This window comes from Pontibacillus salicampi, assembly GCF_042434395.1.
GTDB lineage: Bacteria > Bacillota > Bacilli > Bacillales > BH030062 > Pontibacillus > Pontibacillus salicampi.
Genome location: NZ_JBHLTP010000003.1, coordinates 406,786 through 425,316, shown reverse-complemented (window position 1 = coordinate 425,316; position 18,531 = coordinate 406,786). Strand labels below are relative to the sequence as shown.

Annotated in this window: 17 protein-coding genes; all 17 read right to left on the bottom strand. The window is 40.9% G+C overall.

What is annotated here, in order from left to right; translation table 11 throughout:
• Window positions 1-8: 8 nt before the first annotated feature.
• The 17 genes from ACFFGV_RS03595 to ACFFGV_RS03515 all read right to left on the bottom strand — a co-directional run bounded on the left by ACFFGV_RS03595 (window position 9) and on the right by ACFFGV_RS03515 (window position 18,522).
• Window positions 9-1,358, bottom strand: a complete 1,350-nt coding sequence (locus ACFFGV_RS03595; protein WP_377345196.1) for an aspartate kinase — start codon at window positions 1,356-1,358, stop codon at window positions 9-11.
• Window positions 1,359-1,586: 228 nt separating this feature from the next.
• Entirely contained in the window at window positions 1,587-2,372 is a 786-nt protein-coding gene (spo0A, locus tag ACFFGV_RS03590; RefSeq protein WP_377345195.1) for a sporulation transcription factor Spo0A, read from the bottom strand.
• 393 nt (window positions 2,373-2,765) lie between these two features.
• The gene (gene spoIVB / locus ACFFGV_RS03585; RefSeq protein ID WP_377345851.1) at window positions 2,766-4,055 is read right to left on the bottom strand and encodes a SpoIVB peptidase; all 1,290 of its coding nucleotides are present in this window, start codon (window positions 4,053-4,055) and stop codon (window positions 2,766-2,768) included.
• Between the two features lie 214 nt (window positions 4,056-4,269).
• Entirely contained in the window at window positions 4,270-6,000 is a 1,731-nt protein-coding gene (gene recN / locus ACFFGV_RS03580; RefSeq protein ID WP_377345194.1) for a DNA repair protein RecN, read from the bottom strand.
• Between the two features lie 27 nt (window positions 6,001-6,027).
• On the bottom strand, window positions 6,028-6,477 hold the full coding sequence (gene ahrC / locus ACFFGV_RS03575) for a transcriptional regulator AhrC/ArgR (RefSeq protein ID WP_377345192.1): 450 nt from the start codon (window positions 6,475-6,477) through the stop codon (window positions 6,028-6,030).
• Window positions 6,478-6,582: 105 nt separating this feature from the next.
• Entirely contained in the window at window positions 6,583-7,398 is an 816-nt protein-coding gene (locus tag ACFFGV_RS03570) for a TlyA family RNA methyltransferase (protein WP_377345191.1), read from the bottom strand.
• 6 nt (window positions 7,399-7,404) lie between these two features.
• Window positions 7,405-9,297 carry a 1-deoxy-D-xylulose-5-phosphate synthase gene (dxs, locus tag ACFFGV_RS03565; RefSeq protein ID WP_377345190.1) on the bottom strand — a complete coding sequence of 631 codons (1,893 nt, stop codon included), beginning with the start codon at window positions 9,295-9,297 and terminating at the stop codon, window positions 7,405-7,407.
• A 19-nt stretch (window positions 9,298-9,316) separates the two neighbouring features.
• Window positions 9,317-9,913 (bottom strand): hypothetical protein, encoded by a 597-nt coding sequence (locus ACFFGV_RS03560; RefSeq protein WP_377345188.1) that lies wholly within the window; start codon window positions 9,911-9,913, stop codon window positions 9,317-9,319.
• Between the two features lie 718 nt (window positions 9,914-10,631).
• Window positions 10,632-11,516, bottom strand: coding sequence for a polyprenyl synthetase family protein (locus ACFFGV_RS03555; RefSeq protein ID WP_377345187.1), 885 nt, complete (start codon window positions 11,514-11,516; stop codon window positions 10,632-10,634).
• A 1-nt stretch (window position 11,517) separates the two neighbouring features.
• Entirely contained in the window at window positions 11,518-11,766 is a 249-nt protein-coding gene (locus tag ACFFGV_RS03550; RefSeq protein WP_377345186.1) for an exodeoxyribonuclease VII small subunit, read from the bottom strand.
• Entirely contained in the window at window positions 11,744-13,114 is a 1,371-nt protein-coding gene (xseA, locus tag ACFFGV_RS03545) for an exodeoxyribonuclease VII large subunit (RefSeq protein WP_377345185.1), read from the bottom strand. Before xseA ends, ACFFGV_RS03550 begins: the two co-directional genes overlap by 23 nt.
• Before the next feature lie 2 nt (window positions 13,115-13,116).
• Window positions 13,117-13,983, bottom strand: coding sequence for a bifunctional methylenetetrahydrofolate dehydrogenase/methenyltetrahydrofolate cyclohydrolase FolD (folD, locus tag ACFFGV_RS03540; protein ID WP_377345184.1), 867 nt, complete (start codon window positions 13,981-13,983; stop codon window positions 13,117-13,119).
• A 25-nt stretch (window positions 13,984-14,008) separates the two neighbouring features.
• A complete protein-coding gene (gene nusB / locus ACFFGV_RS03535) occupies window positions 14,009-14,398 on the bottom strand; it encodes a transcription antitermination factor NusB (RefSeq protein WP_377345182.1) in 390 nt (129 codons plus the stop codon).
• 756 nt (window positions 14,399-15,154) lie between these two features.
• Complete coding sequence (locus ACFFGV_RS03530) at window positions 15,155-15,565, bottom strand: Asp23/Gls24 family envelope stress response protein (protein ID WP_377345181.1); 411 nt, start codon at window positions 15,563-15,565, stop codon at window positions 15,155-15,157.
• A gap of 19 nt (window positions 15,566-15,584) precedes the next feature.
• Window positions 15,585-16,940, bottom strand: coding sequence for an acetyl-CoA carboxylase biotin carboxylase subunit (gene accC, locus ACFFGV_RS03525; RefSeq protein WP_377345180.1), 1,356 nt, complete (start codon window positions 16,938-16,940; stop codon window positions 15,585-15,587).
• Window positions 16,941-16,952: 12 nt separating this feature from the next.
• A complete protein-coding gene (accB, locus tag ACFFGV_RS03520; RefSeq protein WP_377345179.1) occupies window positions 16,953-17,441 on the bottom strand; it encodes an acetyl-CoA carboxylase biotin carboxyl carrier protein in 489 nt (162 codons plus the stop codon).
• Between the two features lie 499 nt (window positions 17,442-17,940).
• Window positions 17,941-18,522 (bottom strand): SpoIIIAH-like family protein, encoded by a 582-nt coding sequence (locus ACFFGV_RS03515; RefSeq protein WP_377345178.1) that lies wholly within the window; start codon window positions 18,520-18,522, stop codon window positions 17,941-17,943.
• Between the last annotated feature and the right edge of the window lie 9 nt (window positions 18,523-18,531).

Here is an 18,531-nt window from a genome sequence, read left to right as displayed (position 1 = left end):
CAGCTTTTTTACGCTTCAAAAAACGTTTGATATAACGATTGTACAGCCGCTTTGATACCTTCTTCTTTAATACCAAACATCATGGATACCTCAGAGGAACCCTGATTAATCATTTCTATATTGACTCCTGCGCTTGAGAATGCAGTGGATGCTTTACTCGTTACACCAATCGTGCTATTCATACCTTCTCCAACAATCATAACCATCGCAAGCCCTCTCTCAATGGTCACAGTATCTACACGAAGCTCTTCCTGAATTCGCTTCAGAACAATTGCTTCTTTTTCAGAGGATAGCTGGTTTTCCCGAAGGATAACTGACATGTCGTCAATCCCAGAAGGCGCATGCTCAAAGGAAATATCCTCTTCCTCTAAAATCTGCAGTAAATGCCGGCCGAAGCCCTTCTCTCTGTTCATTAAATACTTACTTACATAGATGCTTAAAAATCCGGCGTCACTCGCTATCCCTACCACAGGTCCATTCGTTAAATCTCTTGAAGCAGATATCATCGTTCCTCTGTTATCAGGATGATTTGTGTTCTTGATACTTACAGGGATCTTTGCTTTAAACGCTGGAATCAATGCTTCATCATGGAACACAGAAAAACCAGCATAGGAAAGTTCCCGCATCTCTTTATAGGTTAATTCATGAATTTCTTTTGGTTGATCGACAATATTTGGATTTACACAGTAAACAGAATCTACATCTGTAAAGTTCTCGTACAGGTCAGCTTTTACTCCAGCTGCCACAATAGCTCCTGTGATGTCAGATCCACCTCTCGGGAAAGCCATCAGCTTATTATCCTTTGTGTAGCCGAAAAAGCCAGGAATAACCTGGATCCCCTCCTTATCACGAAGACGATATAGGCGCTCATAGCTCTCCTCAAGCACCTGGGCCTTACCAGGTTCATCGCTTACAATAATTCCAGCTTCCTGCGGGTGTACGTAAGAGGATGGATGTCCAAGACTGTTTAAGTATAGGCTTAGGATTTGTGCTAATGTATCTTCCCCAGTCGCCTTCAAAGCGTCCATTTTATGAGTGTACACTGTTTCGCCATCCATGATGGACTGCAGCTTATCCCTTACCTCATCCACTAAGGTAGTCGGTAGGAAGAGTTCCTCCAAAATTTCTTGAAATCGAGCTAATATCGATTCCAGAATTGTACGATAATCTTCATTACTATTACTCAAATTCCCTAGTTGAATGAGCAAATCCGTTACCTTGGTGTCCTCCGCAAACCGCTTGCCTGGAGCGGACACAACAACAAATTTTCGTTCCGTATCTCTTATCAATATATCTGCTACTTTTTTCAGTTGAGACGCACTCGCCACAGAGCTGCCTCCAAATTTTGCTACTCTCATTATTCTCACCACTTCTTTACTTTTCATATAATTCATAATCTTATCATGAAAGCACAAAACTTGTCAGTTATTTTTTCCTAAATATTTTATTTCTCTACCACATTTATTTGTTAAAGGATTCACACTACACAAAAAAAGCCCGGCATGAACCGAGCTTTTTCGAATACTAATTATAATACGAATCAGGACAACCTGCACTATTGCTATAACGTATTGCTTCAGTTAAGTCTATACAGCCATATGCTCCAGACGTAACTTATCCGCCACCATGGCAATAAACTCAGAATTAGTTGGCTTTGCTTTGGTCATGGAGACCGTATAGCCGAACAAGGAGGAGATGGAGTCAATGTTGCCACGGCTCCAGGCTACTTCAATGGCATGACGAATTGCTCTTTCCACTCTTGAGGCTGTGGTGTTGTACTTTTTGGCGATGTCTGGATAGAGTACCTTGGTAATAGAACCAAGTAATTCGATATCGTTATACACCATAGAGATTGCCTCACGAAGGTACATATAGCCCTTTATGTGTGCTGGTACCCCAATCTCATGAATGATGTTTGTGATACTAGCATCCAGGTTTAATTTCTTTTCTGGTTTGCGTTCCTTGTTCATGCGGCTTCTACTTTCAAACTTCGGCTGTAATCCATGTACTTGCTGGATATGATCACGCAGATTATCTAAGTCAAATGGCTTAAGTATAAAATAGGAGGCACCTAAATCGACGGCCTTTTTCGTTACCTCTTCTTGACCAAAGGCTGTTAGCATAATAACGTTAGGAAGCTTTGCCTTGCCAAGCTCCTTCATACGGCTTAATACCGCAAGACCATCTACATGAGGCATAATGATATCTAAAACTAGAACATCTGGGTCAAGTTCCTCCAGCATGTCTAGGCACTCTTGTCCGTTGTAGGCAGAACCAATTACTTCGATTTCTGATTGTTCATCGAAATAATCCTCCAACATATTAACTAATTCTCTATTATCGTCAGCCAAGCACACTTTTATTTTTTCCACCACAGTTCCTCCTTAATCGGTTTTCTCTCCCGAATTCCTACTCAAACTGTTCGACACAAGTTCGAAAAACCCTTTAATATATTGAAAAATTAGTGAATATATCCTGTTTTCTACAGTATCCTCCATCATTCGTCGATTTTCGATAAGCAGCAGCATTCCCTTCACCGGTAAAACAGTTTGTCGAATTTTCTTTGTCTGTACCATTATGTTCATTATAACACGATGGTTAAGATTGGCAACGCGAACAAAGGGAGAACATACAGAAAAGTGAAAATTTTTATAAGAAACCAGTAGTCCATATTGTTAATACATCGGAAAACCGACTTTATCCGAACCTGTTTGTCCTTTCATGTTCTAATAAAAAAAGAAAAAGACAGGGAATTTTGCCTGCCTTTAACTCGCTTTATCTTGTTCATCTTTTTTATAAATATCAATTCCAGCTTCACTAAGCATCCATTCGATATGCACTCCATACCCGGAGGTTGGATCATTTACAAACACGTGTGTAACTGCGCCTACTACTTTTTCATCTTGAATGATGGGACTGCCACTCATTCCTTGTACAATACCGCCAGTCATTTCCAATAATTCAGGATCTGTAATTTTAATAATCATCCCTTTGGTTGCGGGGAATTTCTGAGGAACAGTACTAACTATTTCCACATCAAATTCTTTAACCTTTTCCCCTTTTACAACAGTCAATATTTTAGCAGGTCCTTCTTTCACCTGATGAGAGAGCGCGATAGGCATTGGATTGTCTCTGAGTCCATTGTTCACTTGCTTGTCTAACTTTCCAAAAATCCCAAACGGGCTGTTTCTTGTAATAGAACCAATCCGTTTCTCCTCTGTGGAAAATCTGGCATGCTTTTCTCCAGGAACTCCATTACTGCCTTTATTAATGGAGGTCACATTGGAGCGCACGATAGTTCCTTCATGAATCTCAATTGGCTTTTTCGTATCCATATCCGATATCACATGTCCTAATGCCCCATACTTTTGAGAGTCAGGATGGTAAAACGTCATGGTACCTATTCCTGCTGCGGAATCACGTATATAAAGACCGATGCGGTATTTTTTGTCCTTCTCATCATAAGTTGGCGTCAGTGTCGTTTGGATCGTTTGTTCATTTCGTTTTATCGTTAAGGCTAAATCGTTTTTGTTCTTCCCTGCCTCTTCCACAAATGGTGCAACATCCTTCATGTCGTTTATTTTTTCACCGTTAATTTTGAGCAGGATATCTCCTACCTCAATATTGGCATCTTCTCCAGGAGAAATTTTCCCTTTTGATGTTTCGACAAGGTGATGGCCAACAATTAAAACTCCAAGGGTGTGTAGCTTGACCCCAATAGATTGACCACCTGGAATTACTTTAAAGTCTTCTAACACATCGACATTTACCTTCTTTATCGGAAGACCAGCCAAATCATACATAACAGAGGATTCGCCTGCCTGGTTGCCTATGAGTGCATTCGTCTCATTTTGAGCTTCAACGATATCATCCCCTGCTTTAACAGTAACTCCACTAGATGCAAGGGTTGGAATACTTTGTTCTTGATGCTCGAACATAGTAATTTCTTTTGGTATGGAAAGATATTGGTTAACCGTCTTAGAGAACGGTAGAGCTAGCATTACTATCAGGAGCAGGAGTCCTATAGTGATTCGACCTATATTTGTTGCTTTCAATAAGTTCACTCTCCTCGCTCCTAACCCATATCTAATTTTTCTTTATCTGTATTTATAATGTGACCTTCGAGCACCTGTTTTAAACCCTGCAAACTTGAGAAAAACAAGGTAACTTTTCCTTATTTGTCTCTCCTTAACCAAAATGCCATCACAATTGGATATTTCGATATTAAACCTGAGAAAGCAAAAAAACTGCCAGCATGTGGCAGTTTTTTTAAGCGTGCTGTTTAAATTTGTCTGCTAAATCAAGCAGCTCTTTTGCATGAACCTTAGTCGTCTCCGTTAATTCAGCTCCGCTAATCATTCGGCTCAGCTCTTCCACCTTGCTATGTACGCTCAATTCTTCCACAATGGTCTTCGTTCGATCTTCTTCTACTTCTTTTCGAATATAAAGATGGGTATCTGCCATGGCTGCAACTTGTGGCAGATGAGATATGCAAAGCACTTGAGAGGCCGAGGATATGCCATGAATTTTTTCGGCTATTGCCTGGGCTACTCGTCCGCTAACCCCTGTATCAACCTCATCGAATATAACGGAGGTTACCCCCTGATGCTTTGAAAAGATTCGCTTTAATGCAAGCATAATACGCGATAATTCTCCTCCGCTGGCGACTTTATGAATGTCTTTTAACGGTTCACCCGGGTTCGTGGTAATCATAAATTTGACTTGATCATATCCATTAGGTCCCATTTTGACATGCTGGCTGTTCACCACTGGATCCTTATCGGTACCTTGAACTTTATCAAAATCAACATCAAATGCAGCCTTCTCCAAATATAAGTCCTTCAGCTCTTCCTGTATAGCTTTCCTTAAATGGTCTGCCGCATGTATCCGCAAATCATGTAAATGCTTTCCTTCCAAGGCAACATCTTCCGCTTTTTCCTTCATATCTGTTTCCAGCTTTTCCAGATGAGTATCCTTATATTTAATTTGATCAATTTCTTCTTCAATTTTGGCTGTAAGCTCAATAATTTCGTCAACGGACTGTCCATATTTCTTCTTTAAACGATTGATTTCGTTCAGTCTTGATTCAATTGAATCTAATTCTTCTTCATTGAACTCTAAGCTATCTAATTTATTTCGTAATTCATAAGAAAGCTCTTCTACCATATAATAATGGTTGGACAGCTCTTCAGCCTTTTTTGATATGTCATCATCATATTCGCTCGAGTTTTCTAAAGAGGATAAAGATAAGGAAAGCCAATCTAACGCCTTCTGTTCTCCGTGAAGAGCATAATAGGCATCATTTAATGATTTGTAGATTCGTTCAAAATTAGCTAACTGATTACGTTGTTCTGTAAGCTGTTCATCTTCTCCAGGTGACAAATTTGCCTCCTGTAATTCATTGTATTGAAATTCTAGCAGGTCCAGCCGCTGAGCCATTTCCTGTTCATTCTCGCTTAATTCCTTATGTCGTTTCTTTAAGGATTCGAATTGCTTGTACAAATCATTATAATCATGCTTTGCTTGTGGAATTTTATCCTGATCATATAGATCCAGAAGCTCGATATGTCGATCGACATCCATCAATGATTGCGTTTCATGCTGTGTATGTATATCAATGAGAGTACTGCCGAATTCCTTTAAAATAGCTAACGTGACTAGCTTTCCGTTAACCCGGCATATACTTTTTCCATTTGCACTAATTGTTCTGTTCAGCACAAGCATTCCGTCTTCCGAAATTTCAACGCCGAAATTCTCCGCTTTTTCATAGACCTTATGGAGATTATTGTCGACGAAAAATAGCCCTTCTATTTCTGCCTTTTTAGTCCCATAACGAACATACTCCGCAGAACCTCTTCCACCAGTTAACAGTTGAATAGCGTCAATGATAATGGATTTACCTGCTCCAGTTTCTCCTGTCAGTACGGTCAGTCCCTCTCGAAAGGAAATAGAGACTTCTTCTATAATAGCGAAGTCCTTTATGGATAATTCAGCTAACACAAGCTTGCACCTCGACTTTGTTTAGATTTACAGCATCTCCAGGAAGCGATCGCGAATGTACAGACTATCTTCCTCAGAACGGCATATGATCAAACAGGTGTCATCCCCACAGATGGTACCTAAAATCTCATCCCAATCCAAGTTATCCACTAATGCACCAATCGCATTAGCATTGCCTGGTAAGGTTTTCATCACTATGAAATGACCTGCTGTATCAATTCGGACAAATGCATCCACCATTAACCGTTTTAACTTCTCAAAGGGATTGAAACGCTGATCTGCCGGAAGGCTATACTTATACCGCCCATCCACCATTGGTACTTTCACCAGATGTAATTCTTTTATATCGCGGGATACGGTAGCCTGCGTCACGTTGTACCCGAGACTTTTCAACCTATCCACTAAATCATCTTGTGTTTCTATATCATTCTCCGCAATAAGCTCTCGGATTTTGATATGCCGCTGCCCCTTATTCATACTATCTCCCTCATTTCTTCCTGATTTAAACATACTACAGATTGATTACACTATCTACATCCGTCTCGAAAAAAGGGGCCACGGTATTGTAGCCCCTTTTATGCTTTATTTATGTGCATCATGTGCTTGTTTTACTACATCGTCGATATCAATAGTTGGTTGTATCTTTGGGGTACCTTCATCGCTTAAAGTAAGATGGGCAAGAAATTCAATGTTACCGTCCCCTCCTGTTATAGGAGAGAATGTTACATCCTCTACCGTGTACCCTGTCTCCACAGCAAACGAAAGAATGTCCTGCAAGACGTGCTTGTGCACTTTAGCGTCGCGTACAATACCCTTCTTACCTACTTGCTCTCTTCCCGCTTCAAACTGAGGCTTGATGAGGGTCACTACATCTCCACCAATGTGTAACAACGTCGCAAGTACAGGTAGGATAATTTTCAGGGAAATGAAGGAAACATCAATGGAAGCAATCTCAGCGTATCCTTCGGTTAAATCCTCAGGGGTAACATAACGAAAATTAGTCCGTTCCATCACAACGACTCGTTCATCATTCCGAAGCTTCCAGGCTAATTGATTATACCCAACATCAATAGCATAGCTTTTCACGGCACCATTTTGTAATGCACAGTCGGTAAATCCCCCAGTAGAGGAGCCAATATCCATCAATATTTTCCCCTCTACACCTATATCAAAGGTTTGAAGGGCCTTCTCAAGCTTGAGGCCTCCCCGACTAACGTAGGGAATAGCTTTCCCTTTTACATGTAATGAAATATCATCATTTACTTTTACACCTGGTTTGTCCATTGCGACATTATCTGAAAAGACAAGACCCGCCATGATGGTCCGTTTTGCTTTCTCTCTTGTTTCAGCAAGTCCCCTGTTGACCATGAGTGTATCTAGTCTTACTTTATTTGGCATTTATCTTCAAGCCCTTTGCTTCTTTTTTGGTAGCATTTCTTTTACTTTATTTTGAATTTCCTCTTGTGTTAAACCAATCTCTTGATAAAGGTCCTTGACACTGCCGTGCTCTATATATTTATCTGGAATACCCATTCTTTCAATGATTTGACCATAATATTTATGCTCTTCAACAAATTCAAGTACTCCAGAGCCGAAACCGCCTTTTAATATGGCTTCCTCAACGGTCAAAATCGGCACACCCTGAGTCATTAAGTCATGTAGCATTGCTTCATCCATTGGTTTAATAAATCGTGCATTGATTACTTTTGCATGGATGCCCTGTTTCTCCAGTGCCTTACTAGCTTCTAAGGCCATTGAGATGGTTGTACCAAATGTTAAAATGGCAGCATGCGTTCCTTCTTTTAGTACTTCCCAGGATCCAATCGGAATGGAATTGAATTCCTTGTCCATCTCCACACCTAAACCATTTCCTCTAGCATACCGTAACGCAATCGGCCCTTCATTATATTCCAAAGCCGTATGGACTAAATGCTGTCCCTCATTTTCATCCTTCGCCATCATCACTACCATATTTGGCAAGGAACGGAGGAAGGAAACATCAAAAACACCCTGGTGCGTTTCCCCATCAGCACCTACCAATCCAGATCGGTCGACACCGAAAAATACGTTTAAATTCTGTCGACAAACATCATGCACCAATTGGTCATAAGCACGCTGAAGGAATGTAGAATATATCGCTAAGAACGGCTTCATTCCTTGTGTAGCAAGACCAGCTGATAGGGTGGTGGCGTGCTGTTCTGCAATACCTACATCAAAGAGACGGTCAGGAAATTCTTCTTTAAATTTCTCTAACTTCGATCCCAAAATCATTGCAGGGGTAATAACTGCAATTCGTTCGTCGGTACGAGCCTTTTTACGAACAGCTTCACTAACCACCTCACTCCAAGCAGGAGGTGCGTCCGTTGGTTTAATCTTCTCCCCTGATTCAATCTTGTACGGCCCTACTCCATGCCATTTATCTTTCTGATCATTTTCTGCAGCATGATACCCTTTGCCCTTTTGTGTCATAACATGGATTAATACAGGACCATCCGTCTTTTTTGCATATTGAAGGTTTTCCATTAAATCATCAAAGCTGTGTCCGTCCACAGGACCATAATAGGTGTATCCCAGCTCTTCAAAGAACATGCCAGGTACCATGAAATACTTCATAGTATCCTTCACTCGTTCTGCTGCTGTAGCCAGCCTTCCTCCAACAGCAGGGATACGCTTTAATAACCATTCCATTTCGTCTTTAACCCAATGGTATTTCTTTGCACTTCTCATACGTCCTAACACATTATGAAGTGCTCCTACGTTATGGGCAATAGACATCTCGTTATCGTTTAAAATGACAATAATATTCTTCTTTTCATCACCTATGTGATTCAAAGCCTCTAATGCCATCCCGCCTGTCAAAGCTCCATCACCGATAATCGGTAAAATAGAGTGATCTTCTCCTTTCATATCCCGTGCAATTGCCATACCCATTGCAGCAGAAAGAGAAGTGGAACTATGACCTGTTTCCCAAATATCATGTTCGCTTTCATTCCGTTTAGGGAATCCACACAGCCCTTTATATTGGCGGAGCGTATCAAATTGGCTTGTACGTCCCGTAAGAATTTTATGAATATAGGATTGATGTCCGACATCAAACAATAGCTTGTCTTTCGGACTTTCAAATACAGCATGCAAGGCCAGGGTTAATTCTACCACGCCTAAGTTTGCACCTAAATGCCCGCCAGTAACAGACAGCTTCTCAATTAAAAACGTACGGATAGTCGCAGCAAGCTCCTCTAGCTCTTGATTAGAATACTGTTTTAAAAATGTAGGGTCTTTAATCTTTTCTAAATCCATTTCGGATCACTCGCCTTCATCATGAATTTCTTGAGTTTTTCTTCCCCTTAGAGATGATTGTTATCTTTAGTTTCCGTTCAATCAGAGATATAACACGAGCTGCAAAGAAAATAATAGCTGTTGAGTTATGCACTGCGAAAAACTTACCTAAAGCTTTGCCTCCTACGGTCATGGCTGCCACTATACTGGTAAAAATCACAGAAATGATGAGCTGTGTGCTCGACCCTTCCGTTTGCCCAAGTATGAAGGTAATTCGAATAACCACTAATGTAGAAGCTGTACCACTTATAACCCCTGCAATATCTCCAATCACATCGTTACAAAAACTTGCAAATCGATCCGCATTACGTACAATGGTTATTGCTTGTTTGGAACCGTTTACTTTTTCTGCTGCCATTGCGTGGAAGGGTACTTCATCAGCGGCAGTAGCTGCTATTCCAAGCATATCAAATAGCACACCGACGCATACAATAACAAATACGATAATAATACCAATTAGGTAATAAACATCGTTTAATATATAGTTAGAAATAACTGAAAAAATAGCCGCTAACACAAACGTGATAACGGCAATACCTAAACTGAAATGTATCGATTTCTTTAATTGTGTCTTCATTAGATAAACCTCTATCTGTTTATTAAATCACTTGTTTTATGTAGGAATAAATAATAACAGGATGGTAACCTAAAGGATAAAAACTGCGGCTTAGGTCCAGTAGGTTTTCCCAAGCAAATACCGTGTGTTGCCACATCGGAGGTTCCCCTTTAAATCTGCCTTAGCTCCGTCACCGAAAGCTAGACTGGATTGCCACTTAGTCCGCACTATAATCCCCTTTAGGTTTCCATCAGAACAGTCTAGGAGATTTCCTCGGCAGCCTTTAACTGATTCCTAGCCTCTTTTGCAGCGCTGATTTCATATGGTGGAGTAGACACCTTTGTAGTGGCCATCCACAAAGGTGTCTATAAACCATAATCCCCTCAGAGCCACTCAAGGCAGGCTACGCTGTGGGTGGTTTTTCCCAAAAAACCATCTCACAGGTTCATACCCCATTTCATAGGAGACGTTTGAGAACAGCCTCCCACGAGAATGGGCCTCCGCGGAAGCAGGGTCAACGCCCACATGCCATTGTGGATCGCCCCGCGACCTTAACTCCCAGCATCGACCCAAGGCTGGGCGCCTCAAGCCAACACAAGGAACTTCATCGATGTGCCCTTTGGCGGATTTTTAGGCCCGCCTTCAGAATCAGAGGGCCGACTAGAATACTGCACCATCCTGTTTTGTAATAATAATATATCATATTTTATTCATTTACTCAATCTACATAAACGTCTATTTAGTTGTTTCTGTTGCTAATGTAGTCAATTATATCCTCCAGATACGTACTATCTACTCCTGCTTTCCATAGAGCTTCTTTTGCTTTTTGGGCATAGTGTTCTTTTTGTTCTATTGCCCCTTCTAGACCAAGTAATTGAGGATAGGTGCTCTTGCGGTTGGATTCATCACTGCCAACCGGTTTCCCTAAATCCTGTTCATCCCCAATAACATCCAGTATATCGTCTTGAATTTGGAATAATAATCCTAAATAGCCTGCATATACCTCTATTTCTTTTAATTGGCTGTCAGTTGCCCCGCCAATATATGCACCACCAACTGCCGAAAAACGAAGCAGCTCTCCGGTTTTACGTTTGTGTATGGCTTCTAAATGCTTAATATCAAGTCTTTTATTCTCACCCTCCATATCCAGCATTTGTCCTGCCACCATACCCTCAGGACCACTGGCCTTGGATAGCTCTTTAATCAGATAAGATTTTTCCTGATCTGTTAATGCGTCCTGATTAGCGATTACATAGAAGGCCGTTGTTAATAACCCATCACCTGCGAGAATTGCAGTTGCTTCATCGAACTGCTTATGGTTAGTGAGCTGTCCTCTGCGAACATCATCATCATCCATAGCAGGAAGATCATCGTGAATAAGAGAGTACGTATGAATCATTTCCACAGCGCATGCCACTGCGAGAGCTCTATGGCTGGATTCCCCATACGCTTCACAAGCAGCAAGCATGAGAATTGGACGTATCCGTTTTCCACCAGCTCGTATTGAATACAGCATAGACTCCTGGAGCCTGGCCGGGATCTCCAGAGCATATACAAACTGCTCCAGCTGTTGGTTAATAAGCTCCATTCGGTTATCCATATACGTTTTTAGAGATTGGGTCACGTCATTCTTCCTCCTGTACGGAGAAGGACTCGAATTCACCTTGCTCGTTCATAACCTCTTGCATTTGTTTTTCTACATTCACTAATTTGTCGTTACAGACTTTAGAAAGTTTCATACCTTCCTGATAATAGGTTATGGCCTTTTCCAAAGGGACATCACCTTCTTCCAGCTTTTCCACAATTTCTTCCAATTGCTTCATCGCCTCTTCAAACGTAACCTCTTCTTGCTCAGTCTGTTTGTTTTCCGCCATGAAAATCCTCCTCCTCAATACCCCATACTTGGCAATCTAAAACACCGTCGTTGACCCTGACCTGCATCGGATCACCTGGCTGAATATCTTTAATGGACTTAATTACGCTTCCTTGTTCGTTAAACGGTACGGCAAACCCTCTTTTCATAATCTCTAACGGATTTAACAAAGTTAGCTTATTCAATACTTGTTGATAAGCATGAGATTTGCTTTTCGCCTGCTGCAGCATACTTCTTTGTAAACGCTTGGTTGCTAATTGAAGCTCCCCTTGCGCTCTGCCTTTCATTGTTTCTGGATGCTGCTGTTTTAAACGATTATATAGATTACGGAATCGCTCTCTTTTAATATTGGCTATATTCTGGTTGGCTTTTTGGAATTGTTCTACTAGACGGTCCAATTCCTGCTCTTTCTGTCGCAGCATTTGCTCTGGATAACGAAACGCATACGATTTTCGGAACCGGTTAAGCTGGTCCTTCCCTTGCTGCAACTCTAAATCAACAGCCCGCTGTAACCTTTTTGTCAATGTCTGAACAGTGTTGGCTACTTCTATTTGTGATGGTACAGCAATTTCTGCTGCTCCGGTAGGGGTCGGTGCTCTATAATCGGCTACAAAATCACTTATTGTAAAATCCGTTTCATGTCCAACTGCTGAAATCACAGGGATGACAGACTCACTTATGGCCCTTGCCACTTGTTCCTCATTAAAGGCCCAGAGCTCCTCAATAGATCCTCCCCCTCTACCAGCTATCATGACGTCATATCCGTTGAGCTCATTCACATAACGTATCATTCTTGCTATGGAAGGTGCTGCATTGTTACCTTGCACAAGTACGGGAAATACCGTTACCTTTGTCATAGGAAAACGCCGCTCTAGAGTGGTAAGGATATCTCTAACCGCAGCCCCTGTCGGGGAGGTAATGACAGCTATAGACCTTGGGAAGGGTGGCAGTGGCTTCTTCCTAGACTCATCGAATAAGCCCTCAGTGGAAAGCTTTTTTTTCAATTCTTCATAGGCTAAATAAAGAGCCCCTAAACCGTCGGGCTCCATTTGCTGAATATATAATTGGTACTGCCCAACTGGCTCATACACACCAATCTCTCCACGGATTAGGACGTTCATACCATTTTCCGGCTTAAACTGCAGAGAACGATTATTGCCAGCAAACATTACAGCATTCACTCGTGATTTATCATCTTTAATGGTTAGGTACATATGACCTCTGCTGTGATGTTTGAAATTAGAAATCTCACCTTTTAACCAAACTTGTTTCAAATGAGGGTCTGTTTCAAATTTACGCTTTATGTACTTGGTTAACGCTGAAACAGTTAAATAACGATTCTTCACCATTCTTAGCTCCTTGTTGTTACCTGATTCTTAAGCTTCGCTGCTTTTATGGTATTTTGCAGCAGCATAGTAATAGTCATTGGTCCAACACCTTTAGGAACAGGTGTGATATAAGCCGCTTGTTCAGAAGCGGACTCAAAATCAACATCTCCGGTAAGCGTCCCGTCCTCTAATCGATTAATGCCAACGTCAATAACAACTGCCCCTTTTTTCACATGCTCTCCTGTAATAAAGGCCGGCTTTCCTATAGCAACAATTAATATGTCTGCTTGGCGCAGCACATCGGCAAGGTCCTTGGTGCGTGAATGGCAATACGTTACGGTAGCATTCCGGTTCAATAGCATTTGCCCTATTGGCTTCCCAACAATGCGACTTCTACCAAGAACAACAGCATGCTTTCCTTCTATATCAATATTCTTTTCATCAAGCATAGTGAGAATACCCAAAGGCGTACATGGCAAGAAGGTATCCTTTTGTGCCATCATGCGACCAATACTAATTGGGTGGAATCCATCTACATCTTTGTCTGGGGATATGGTTTCAATCACTTCATCTTCGTTAATGTGTGCAGGAAGAGGGAGTTGTACCAATATACCGTGCACTTCATCATTACTATTTAGTTGTTGGATGAGGTGTAACAACTCTTGGTGGGAAGTAGTTTCAGGCAGCTCTATTAAGTCGGAGTGAATACCAATTTTGTGGGAAGCACGCTTTTTACCTCTTACATAGGAAAGAGAGGCAGGATCTTCTCCAACGATAATAACAGTAAGATTAGGGACAATCCCCTGTTCACTTAACTGCTCTACATCCTCTTTCATGCGTTCTCTCAATTCATCAGCTAGTTCTCTACCATTGATTATTTCTGCAGACATGTAACATATCCCCCATCTGTATATATTAGTCAATCATTTTACTTAAAACGCCGTTCACAAAGCTGCCTGACTTGTCATCGCCAAACACTTTCGCAAGCTCAACCGCTTCATTTAATGTTACTTTTTCAGGAATATCTTCTTCATAATCTAGTTCATAAACCGCCATACGAAGTAATGTCTTCTCTACTGATGCAATACGATTAAACGACCATTTCTCTAAGTGGTCCGTAATCTTCTGGTCAATCGTTTCTTTATGTTCTGCTACTCCGAATACGAGCTGATTCACGAATGCATCGTGGACTGGAAGCTCCTCTTCCTCCATAACATTCTGAATCGCTTCTTCTGGCGTAGCTTCATTCATATCCATTTGAAAAATTGCTTGAAATGCTTTCTCTCTTGCTGTATGACGATTCATAATCCATTCTCCTTTAAACGTATGTTTCCGTAAGAATGATACCATTTTAACAAAAGAAAAGCTAGAAAGAAAAGTGAAGGTTAGTTCGTCTGCATTCCCCAACACTAAATAATGGTGATCAGCTTACTGTTTGCTAATACGTTAACAAGTACCCTACCACGAACCACTTCATCCTTGCTAACCTGTCTTAATAACATTCTTCATCTTGAATTATTATAAACCCATTTATATGGGGTCTTGTGAATATATCTATACAGCTTCTTTGTGTGGAAGATTTGAAATGGTTATGTGTTATTTTTTTAATCACTTAGCTTGGTTCAAGAAATATTGTTTTAGCACATTTGGTTTAACACTATATAAAGATGGAGCATTTTCTTTGGCGTTGAGTGATTGGAAATAGCGTAGACTCCCTCGGAAAAATGTAGGAGACGAGACCTTGCAAGAAGAAAAAGGAATAACTCCTTTTCATTCTGAGGAGTGTTGGCCGAAGTAAGGAGGTTCGGTTAAACCCCTACATCCTATAGCAACACCGAACTACCCTACGTCGTGTGAGGCAGCGGAAAGCGAGCGCTTTTCAGGCCAAACCTTTCCCTGATAACCGGATAGGACCCATCCCTGAAAGCCATCCCGAATCCAAGTTTCTACTAATAAAGAAAAACCTGAAATCAATAATGATTAACCTATACTAGGAATGTAAATAAACTAAAAAAAGAACCAGAAAAGGAGTCCCCCCTGTTTCTGGTTCTTTTATAATATCTATTCCTCTTCTTCTGTTTCTTCCTCTGCGCTCTCTTCTTTTGGCTCCATTTGGACACCTACAATATGCACATTTATTTCTTTAATTTCTAAAGCTGTCATATTCTTTAATGCTTGACGAGCGTTGTCCTGAATTTGTTGAGCTGTTTGAGGAATAGAGATTCCAAAGTCCATTACTACATAAATGTCAATAACAATCCCATCTTCCGCAAGCTCCACCTTTACTCCCTTACCGTGATTCACTTTACCGAGACGTTCTGCTACACCAGTTGCAAAATTGCCACGCATGCTGGCAACTCCAGCTACTTCAGAAGCTGCTATACCAGCAATTACCTCAATCACTTCTGGTGCAATTTCGATATCCCCTAAAGTGGAGTTTTCCCCAACGTTCAATAGTGGTTTATCGCTCAAATGAACTCTCTCCTTTCTGTTATTCCTCTTCCATTATAGTATAAGTTTCAAGGAATTTTGTATTAAAATCGCCTTCTCTAAAGACGTCATGAGACATCATACGGTAATGGAAAGGAATGGTAGTATGAACACCGTCTATAACAAATTCATCCAGTGCTCTTTTCATTCTATCCATTGCTTCCTCTCGTGTATTTCCATATGTTACAAGCTTAGCAATCATAGAATCATAGTAAGGTGGAATCATCCATCCTGGATAAGCTGCACTGTCCACTCGTACACCGAATCCACCAGGAGGTAAATACATGTCAATTCTTCCAGGAGAAGGCATGAAATTCTTGAATGGGTTCTCCGCATTGATACGACACTCAATGGACCATCCTTCAAACGTAATTTCCCCTTGTGTATAGGTAAGTGGTTCATTGTTTGCCACATGAATCATTTCTTTAATAAGATCAACGCCTGTAACCATTTCTGTAACAGGATGCTCCACCTGTATGCGAGTGTTCATCTCCATGAAATAGAAACTTTCATTTTTCTTATCAAAGATAAATTCCACTGTACCAGCACCAGAATATCCAACAGCTTTTGCAGCCTGAACTGCAGCATCGCCCATTTCCTGGCGTAGATCAGGACCTAGAGCCGGAGAGGGGGATTCTTCAATTAATTTCTGCAATCTCCGTTGTATAGTACAATCTCGTTCTCCTAAATGGATTACATTTCCGAAGTTATCTGCCATTACTTGAATCTCAACATGGCGGAAATCTTCTATGTACTTTTCAATATAAAGCCCTGGATTTCCAAAGGCAGTTTCGGCTTCTTGCTTGGTAACCCGAACTCCCTTGATCAGATCTTCTTCATCTCTTGCAACGCGGATACCTTTACCACCACCGCCGGCTGTAGCTTTAATAATAACAGGATATCCAATGGATTCTGCAATTTGTTTTGCGTCCTCTTCATCCTTTATTAACCCTTCAGACCCTGGCACTACTGGAACACCTGCATCGCGCATTGTTTCACGAGCGACATCCTTTGTTCCCATCTTCCGGATAGCTTCGGCGCTTGGTCCAACAAAGGTGATGTTACATTCATTACATAACTCAGCAAAATCAGGATTTTCCGATAAGAACCCATAGCCAGGATGGATCGCATCTGATTCTGTCAATTTCGCTACACTCATAATATTGGTGAAGTTTAAATAGCTTTCACTGCTTGCTGTTGGTCCGATACAATAGGCTTCATCTGCAAGCTGGACATGAAGGGATTCCCGGTCAGCCTCTGAATAAACAGCAACCGTTTCAATTTCCATTTCCTTGCAGGCTCTTATTACACGAACCGCAATTTCTCCTCTATTTGCCACTAAGAGTTTCTTAATCACGTTTCCAACTCCTTACTTGGACTTTACTCGGAATAATGGTTGGCCATATTCCACTAATTGGCCGTTTTCAACTAATATTTCAACTACTTCTCCAGCTTGTTCTGCTTCAATTTCGTTAAATAGTTTCATTGCTTCTACAATACACACTACAGAATCCTGCTGTACCTTGTCGCCTACTTTCACAAATGGTTCTTCTCCTGGAGAAGAAGCCTCATAGAAAGTTCCGACCATTGGTGCTACTATTTCATAGTCGTAATTGCTAGCTGCTTCTTCTTGTGACTCTTCTGAAACAGGAGCAGCATTTGCAGGCACTTCAGTCTGTTGCGCTGGCGCCTGAACCGGCTGAGGGGAAGGCTGTGACTGTACAGGAGAACGCTCGATTACTTCTGTCTTATTCTTTTTCAAGACTACAGAAGCTCCTTCGCTCTCATATGTAAATTCGTCAATAGAGGATTCATCAATTAATTTAATTAGTTCTCTTATTTCTTGGATTTTAAGCATTTCTGTGCACCCCTTTGGATTTTATAGCTCTTAAAGATTTTATTAAGGAATTATGAAGACCTTATAACATTTTACGATAAAGGTACAATAAACTTCAACCTCATAGAAAGCGTTTTCTTCACTCTATCCTTCCTATATACTGGGTTGTCTGGAAAATATAAGATTATACCATAGTATACGTATTATGTGTCATTATAACCCATCATCCACTATTCTTTCTAATCATATCATATTCTAACCCCAGACCTCCCATTTAACCGACATCACATAAACTTAAAATCCATCCCCCCTAAAATTAATATCATGAAAAATATCGCCTTTGATACGAACCAAAAGAGATAAATACATAATCCCATGTAAGACATATGTTGACTCCAGATTGCTTTACCTCTCCATCCTGTAACAGCCCCCATTAGAGAGCCACGCTTTAGATACTCCTTTCATCTCATTCTTTACCGGAGTTTATGTTAAAAGAAAAAACCAGGCTGGGTACGCCTGGTTATTGCTCGTATGGTTGGAATTCCACATCGACTACCATGTTATCCCCAAATTCATCCTGCACCATATTCATAATGGTGACCGTTTCACCTTTTGATAGCTCATTTGCTTTTACTGTTACGAATACCTTGCTTTCTTGCGCTCTTACAAGCACGTCTGGATATTCTGCTTTAGCTTGAATGCTTTGTTCCACCAAGTCTTCCTTCGTGTTTAATTCCTCAATCTGACGAATTTGCGCAACTACTTCATTTGCTTCTGTAGCGGATACTTGTTCGGAGGAAAGAATTCCTTCTAACTCTTCCTTAAGTCTAGCTCTACTATCTTCAATCTGCATTCTCATAGATACAAAATATTCATCACTATTTGTTCCAGAAGCAAGATCTTGCCCTTCTGTCTGTGCTTCTGCTTCGCCTTCTGTTCCATCCTGGTTGTTATCAGCATTAGTCGGCTGTTCTTGCTGCTGTTCATCATCGACAAGTATCGCTACTTGATCTTCTGAAGGAGAGGTCATGTAATATACACTCAATACAATCATCAAGCTAAGCATGGTTAACAGCCAAACCGTTTGTTTCTTTAACATCATATATAATTC